Raw genomic sequence first — 7,103 nt, forward strand, 5'->3', positions numbered from 1 at the left:
GGCAGGCTCCGCATCAGGGGGCGGGGCGGGACTCGTGTCCGGCAGGGCGACGACCTCGCCGATAACGGGGCGCAGTACGTGCAGCGTACTGTCCGCCGCCAGCGCTTCGGCGTTTTTCAGCGGTTCGTCCCAGCGGTGTTTGGCGAGTGCGAATTTGGAGTGGTGCACGGTCATGATGTGCTTTGCGCCGAGGTCGTGGGCGGCCTGCGCCAGCTGCCCGGGCATCGTGTGGATGTATTTCCAGGCTTCGTTGTACTGTCCGTTTTCGAGTACGGCCAAATCGATTCCCGGGAATCGGCGCCCGATTTCGGCGAAGTGGCGGCCGTAACCGCCGTCGCCGCCGATATATACCTGCCGGGACGGAGTTTGCAGCAGGAACGACGCCCACAGCGACCGGTTGGATTTGAGCCCGCGGCCCGAGAAGTGGCGCGACGGCAGGCAGTGTACCGTGAAGCTGTCGCCGGGTGCGGCCTGCTCGTTCCAGTCCAGCTCCACGATTTTTGCCGGGTCGAAGCCCCAGTATTCGAAGTGCTCGCCGACGCCCAGCGGGCAGATTACCTTCCCGATGCGCCCTTTGAGTTCGGTGACGGTGCGGTAGTCGAGGTGGTCCCAGTGGTCGTGCGTGATGACGAGGTAGTCTACGTCCGGCATCTGTTCCGGGCGGTAGGCGTCGGCCCCTTTGAACGGCTTGTTGAGAAAGGCATAAGGCGCTCCCGCGCGGAATACCGGATCGACCAGTATGCGCCTGCCGTCGAGTTGGAGCAGGTAGGAGGAGTGGCCGAACCACACCGCCACGTCACTGTCCGGCGCGAGCGCATGCAGGTCCGTTTTGATGGCCGGGATTTCCGTTTCCGGCCGCAGGCCCTCCTTGTCGCGGAACAGGAATTCCAGCATTCCCCGGATACGGCTCTTGTCGCCGGTCATCATCGGGCTCGCCTCCAGGTTGCGGAACTGTCCGTCGCGGTAGTTCGGCGAGCGCTGGATGCGCCCGAGCCGTTCGCCCCGGGGCAGGCGCCCGAACTGCGGCAGGCTGACGATGACGGCCGCTGCGATTGCCGCCGCGAGCGTTATGATTAATAAAATTCCCATTTTGCGTCCCCTTTTGTTTTTAAACATACTTTTTTTGGCTGGTTGTCGGTGCGAAGTTACCGTTTTTGCACCGGAAAATCACTACGCGAATTACGGTTCCAGCTACCTTTTTTACGTTTTTGCGACAGGCCGGCACGCCCGGATACCCTAACGCATCGGTCGGAAAACTATTGTGCAGGTGCGGTTTTGGCCTGTTTCGACTGTCGCGTTGGCGAAATAGTTGCCTGTTTTTTTAATTTTTTACCGAATATACACTAAAGTTTTATATTTTTGTCAATTATAGCTTTATTATCAGTGATGCCCGTTACGTCTTGTGTTCGAAAAATGTTGAGGCCGGTATGCCGGAGACTCCGGTTCGTCGTGCCCCTGCTCGTCTGTCTGTGCCTGGCGGTTCCCTCTGCGGCGCAGTCGGGTACGGTGCAGCATAAAATAGTGGTCAAAGGCCATGTCACCGATGCGGCGGGTACGCCCCTTGTCGGGGTTTCCGTCGTGGAACGGGGAACCTCCAACGGCGTGGCGACCCTCTCCGGCGGCGAGTTCTCGATGGGGGTGCTGCCCGGCGCCGTACTCGATGTTTCCTACATCGGGTATGTCGGCCGCAGTGTCGAAACGGGCAACCGTACCGAATTCGATATCGTGCTGGAGGAGGATGTCAAAGCCATCGACGAGGTGATCGTGACGGCGCTGGGTATCGAACGCAATTATGCCGACCTGACCTATTCGGCCGACAAGATAAAGGGCTCGCAGCTCACGGCGGTGAAAGACCCCAACCTGATTCTGTCGCTGTCGGGCAAATCGGCCGGCGTGCAGGTCAACAAGAACTCCTCCGGTGCCGGCGCCTCGGCCAAAGTGAGCATCCGCGGCGTGCGTTCGGTGGCCAGCGACAACCAGCCGCTCTACGTGGTCGACGGCATGCCGATTCTCAACTCCACGCCCGAGCAGGCCTATTCGGCCATCGGCGGTGTCGCCGATGCCGGGAACCGCGACGGCGGGGACGGCATTTCGAACCTCAATGCCGAAGACATCGAGAGCGTCTCGATTCTGAAAGGCGCCCCGGCCGCCGCGCTGTACGGAAGCCAGGCCGCCAACGGCGTAATCCTCATCACCACCAAGAAGGGCAACGCCCGCAAGCAGCAGCCCGTGACGTTCACCTCGAACCTCACGTTCCAGGCTCCGTTCAGCCTGCCCCGGTTCCAGAACCGCTACGGGGTGAGCGGCGGGGTCGAAAGCTGGGGAGCCCGCACGCAGATGAAAGCCCGGGACAATGCGGGCGACTTCTTCCGGACGGGTGTCACGGCGATAAATTCGGTTTCGGTCTCCTCGGGTACGGAGCAGATGCAGAGTTATTTCTCCTATGCCAATACGGCCGAGCGGGGAATCACGGGCTCGAACAGCCTGATGCGCCATAACTTCAACCTGCGCACCACGACCGATCTTTTCCGACAGCGGGTCAAACTCGACGGAAACATCAATTTCATGCGCCAGGTCGTCAAGGACAAGCCGGTGCCGGGCGGATTCTACATGAATCCGCTGGTCGGGCTCTACCGTTTCCCCCGCGGAGTGGACATCACGCCCTACCGCGAGCATTTCGAGGTTTACGATGCCGACCGCAAACTCAACGTGCAGGACTGGATAGCCCCGAGCGAGGATTTCGAGCAGAACCCCTACTGGATTGTCAACCGTATCCGCAGCAAGAGCATCCGCAACCGCATTATGGCGTCGCTCGCGGCCGACTGGAAAGTGAACGACTGGCTCCGCCTCAAGGCCCGCGGCAACGTGGATTACATCAGCGACAAGGTGCGGCAGCGGTTCTACGCTTCGACTGCGCCCGCATTGGCCGGTGCCAACGGACGCTACATCGAAAACAGCTATGCCGAAACGCTCTTCAACGGCGAGGTGCTGGCCATGTTCGACCGGCGCTTCACCCCCGACTGGACGTTGAGCGCCACCGTCGGCGCCTCCCTGAACGACCGGACGGTCAATTCGCTGCGCATCGATTCCAAAACGGCGTCGCTCTATTATCCCAACGTGTTCAACGTCGCCAACATCGTCATGAACAGTTCGGCCTACGTCGACGAGCAAATCGACGCGCGGCGGCAGATACAGTCGCTTTTCGCCACGGCGTCGGTCAAATACGCCGAGAGCCTCAATTTCGAGGTGACGGGGCGCAACGACTGGGCTTCGACGCTCGCCTACACCTCGCACGAGGGCAGCGGGTTCTTTTACTATTCGCTGGGAACGTCGTGGGTAATCGGCAAGATGTTCAAGCTGCCCGCGTGGATCTCGTTCGCCAAGGTGCGCCTGACGTGGAGCCGCGTGGGCAATGACATTCCGATGTTCATCACCAATCCCAAGGCCCACATCACGGCGGGCGGGGGGATCAACGCAGCCGATGCGGCCCCGGGCACCGACCTCAAGCCGGAGATGACCAACGCCCTCGAGGCGGGCCTCGAATGGCGCTTTTTCAGCGACAGGCTGGGCGTCAGCGCCACCTATTACAAGACCAATACGCACAACCAGTTCTTCAAACTGCCCGCCCTCTCGGGCGAGGCGTATGCCTTCCGCTACGAGAATGCCGGAAATATCGAAAACGAGGGCGTGGAGCTGTCGCTGGACACTTATCCGGTATACGGGGGCGCGCTTACGTGGCGTTCGACGGTGAACTTCGCACACAATAAGAACCGGGTGGTGAAACTCCACGACGAGTTGCGCGAATATGTCTACGGCCCGTCGAGTTTCTCCTCCTCCTACGCCATGAAACTGGTCGAGGGCGGATCGATCGGCGACATCTACGGCCGGGCTTTCGAGCGCGACGAAAACGGCCGGATACTTTACGAAACCGAGGGCGACAACACCGGCCTGCCCCGCACGACGGGCGACGGCAATACCGTGAAAGTCGGCAATGCCAATCCTGTTTTTTCGCTGTCGTGGAACAACTCCTTTTCCTACAAGGGCGTTTCGCTGTCGATGCTGGTGGACTGCCGCTACGGCGGCCGGCTTCTTTCGCAGACGATGGCCGACATGGACTCCTTCGGCGTGACGAAGGCGACGGCCGACGCGCGCGATCGCGGCTACGTGATGCTCGAGGGGCAGCGCATCGACGATGTGAAAGGTTTTTACAAACTGGCCGGCGGCCGGGCCGGGGTGACGGAGTATTATATGTACGACGCCACGAACATCCGGTTGCGCGAGCTTTCGGTCTCCTATTCACTGCCGCAGCGGCTGCTGCGCCGCACGGGCGTGCTGAGCGGCGTGACCGTGTCGCTGGTCGCCCGCAACCTGTTCTTTATTTACAACGCTGCGCCGTTCGACCCCGACCTCGTCCTCTCGACGGGCAACGACAACCAGGGGATTGACGTGTACGGAATGCCCACCGTGCGGAGCATCGGATTCAACATCAAACTGGAATTTTAACGGATGAAACGCTGGTACATATATTTCCTGGCACTCTGCTGTGCAGGCTTCATCGGGGCCTGCACGGGCAATTTCCGGGATATAAACGATGACCGCTCGGGACTCACCGACGAAGACCTCGAGGCCGACAACAGCGGCCTGGGCTACCGCCTCGGGATTATCCAGCAGGGGATTTATTTCAATTACGACTTCGGCAAGGGCAAAAACTGGCCTTTCCAGCTTACGCAGAACCTCAATGCGGACATGTTCTCGGGCTACATGCACGACCCGAAACCGCTGCTGGGCGGCAGCCATAATTCGGACTATAACCTGCAGGACGGCTGGAACAGCGCCATGTGGCAGTTTACCTACTCCTACGTCATGCCCGAGATATACCGGCTGGAGCAGACCGCACCGGAGCTGATGCCTGCGTTCTACGCCATTGCGAAGATACTCAAGGTGCTGGCCATGCACCGCGTGACGGATTATTACGGCCCCGTGATTTATACCCATTTCGGCAACAGCAGCGGAAGCGAGTATGCCCCCGACAGTCAGGAGGAGGTGTACATGCATTTCTTCGACGATTTGGACGAGGCGGTGCGGATACTGGCGGACTATATCGCCCAGCGGCCTGCGGCCAATGAATTCGCGCGGTTCGACATCCTGTTGGACGGCAGTTATTCCGCCTGGCTCCGCCTGGCCAATTCGCTGCGCATGCGCTTGGCCGTGCGCCTTGCCGTGGTTGCGCCGGAAAAAGCCCGGACGGAGTTCCGCAAAGCGCTGGCGGCGCCCGGCGGCGTAATCGAAACCAATACCTCGAATGCGGCCGTCGCTGCGTCGGGAGTCTATTCCAATCCGCTGGGCGAAATCAACCGCAACTGGAACGAGGCGGTCATGAACGCCTCGATGGAATCCATCCTGACGGGGTACGACGATCCGCGCCTGGCAAAGTTTTTCGAGCCGTGCCGCTCCGATTTAATCATCGCCGACGGGCAGGGCGGGGACGTGACGATAGACTTGAAAGGCCGATTCCACGGTATCCGGCAGGGTACGGCGTTTTCGCATAACTATTACGCCGCGTTTTCGCGCCTTGCAGTCGAAACCTCCACCGACGCTCCGCTGATGTGTGCTGCCGAGGTGTGGTTCCTGCGCGCCGAGGCGGCCCTGCGCGGATGGACATCCGAGAGTGCGGAAACGTGCTACCGTACCGGCGTCAATATCTCCTTCGCCCAGTGGCAGGTCGCCGGGGCCGACAGCTATCTTGCGGGCGACAATATCGCGGCCGATTACCGGGATCCCCTCGATTCGGAGAACGACATTGCCGCCCGGTGCCGCGTGTCGCCCCGCTGGGACGAGAGCCTTACCGCCGAAATCAAACTCGAAAAGATTATTACCCAGAAATGGATAGCCATGTATCCCGAGGGGTGTGAGGCGTGGGCCGAACAGCGGCGCACGGGTTATCCGCGGTTGTTCCCCGTACGGTTCAACCACAGCCGGGGGCAGAGTATCGACACGGAAACGATGATTCGCCGCCTGCCTTTCCCCGCGACGCTCGAAAACTCCGATCCGCTGCAGTACGAAGTGCTCATCAAGGCACTCGGCGGCCCGGATCACGGCGGCACCCGCCTGTGGTGGGATACCGGGCGTAATTTCTGACACGCCGGGCCTGCGTGGATACCGGTTCCGCAGCCTTATGCACAGGGCGTCCCCTTCATGGGGACGCCGTTTTTTGTTTTCACCCTCCCATTGCCCGTTCGTTTGTGCTGGCGTGCTTCCGTCAGAACCGCAGGCTTGCGCCCAGCAGGACGTTGCGCGGCCGGATGGCGTAGCGGCAGGAGTCGGAACTCACCCCGTCGAACAGGGTGTAGGCATATTCGTTGCGGCCCAGCAGGTTCGTTACGGCTGCCGTGACTTCCCATTTCGCATTCGCTTTCCAGCGCAGCGACGCATCCGCGAGCAGCAGGTGTTTGCCCTGCCGGGCGGACAGCTGCGAGTAGTAGTGTTCGCCCGTCAGTTGGATTATCCACTGTTTCGCGGGGATGACGTTCACCGTCAGCCGCTGGTCGAAATGGTGCCGCGCGTCGGGGCTCCGGCGGCGTATGGCGAGCGTGGTGTAGCGGTATGCCAGCCGGTATTCGGTGTTGAGCCATGCGGCGAAGCGGAAGTTGAAACGCGGCGCGACGGTCAGCGTCGAGGTTTGGTACGGCGTCGGAACCTGCTCCTGGAGCATCTCCATGTCGCTGCGGTTGTAGCTGACGCTTACGCCTGCCTGTCCGTTGAGGGCGTCGATGTTCTGGCTGGCGTCGCCCGAGAAATACCAGGTGCGCACCCGGTTCGTCCGGCGCTCGGAGCCGTATACGATGTAGTCGCCGTCGAACTGCTGTGTCGGCAGGAAAGGCCGGTCGTTCCACGAGCGCAGCACGAGCAGGTTCGTGAAAAAGCCGCCGATAGGGTTCTTGTACGTGATGCCTGCGGAGAGGCTGCGCTGCAGCGCCTGCAGGTATTCGCCGACTCCGCAGACGATCGAGCGGTAGTCCTGCAGGATGGCGCCCGCGCCTGTGCGGTCGTCGGCGGCGTCGCGGCCGATGGTGCCCGAGGCCGAGAGCGAAAGCCGGCCCGAG

The 7,103-nt window shown here is 61.1% G+C and carries 3 protein-coding genes and 1 pseudogene; 2 read left to right on the top strand and 2 right to left on the bottom strand.

The annotated features are described in order from the left end of the window. The coding region (locus tag QZT71_RS11465; RefSeq protein ID WP_295916306.1) for an MBL fold metallo-hydrolase at positions 1-1,116 on the bottom strand (1,116 nt) is incomplete at its 3' end. 297 nt (positions 1,117-1,413) lie between these two features. Between QZT71_RS11465 and QZT71_RS11470 the strand changes: the two genes are divergently transcribed. After that, positions 1,414-4,503, top strand: a complete 3,090-nt coding sequence (locus QZT71_RS11470) for a SusC/RagA family TonB-linked outer membrane protein (RefSeq protein WP_295916309.1) — start codon at positions 1,414-1,416, stop codon at positions 4,501-4,503. Positions 4,504-4,506: 3 nt separating this feature from the next. Continuing rightward, positions 4,507-6,138, top strand: coding sequence for a SusD/RagB family nutrient-binding outer membrane lipoprotein (locus tag QZT71_RS11475; protein WP_295916312.1), 1,632 nt, complete (start codon positions 4,507-4,509; stop codon positions 6,136-6,138). 121 nt (positions 6,139-6,259) lie between these two features. Here the strand turns inward: QZT71_RS11475 and QZT71_RS11480 are convergent. After that, a pseudogene (locus tag QZT71_RS11480) lies at positions 6,260-7,103 on the bottom strand (TonB-dependent receptor); the annotation flags it as partial.

Source organism: uncultured Alistipes sp. (assembly GCF_902388705.1).
Taxonomy (GTDB): Bacteria; Bacteroidota; Bacteroidia; order Bacteroidales; family Rikenellaceae; genus Alistipes.

Excerpts from the sequence above, each read along its gene's own strand:
- QZT71_RS11475 (WP_295916312.1), top strand. The coding sequence starts at position 4,507 with ATGAAACGCTGGTACATATATTTCCTGGCACTCTGCTGTGCAGGCTTC.
- QZT71_RS11470 (WP_295916309.1), top strand. The coding sequence starts at position 1,414 with ATGTTGAGGCCGGTATGCCGGAGACTCCGGTTCGTCGTGCCCCTGCTC.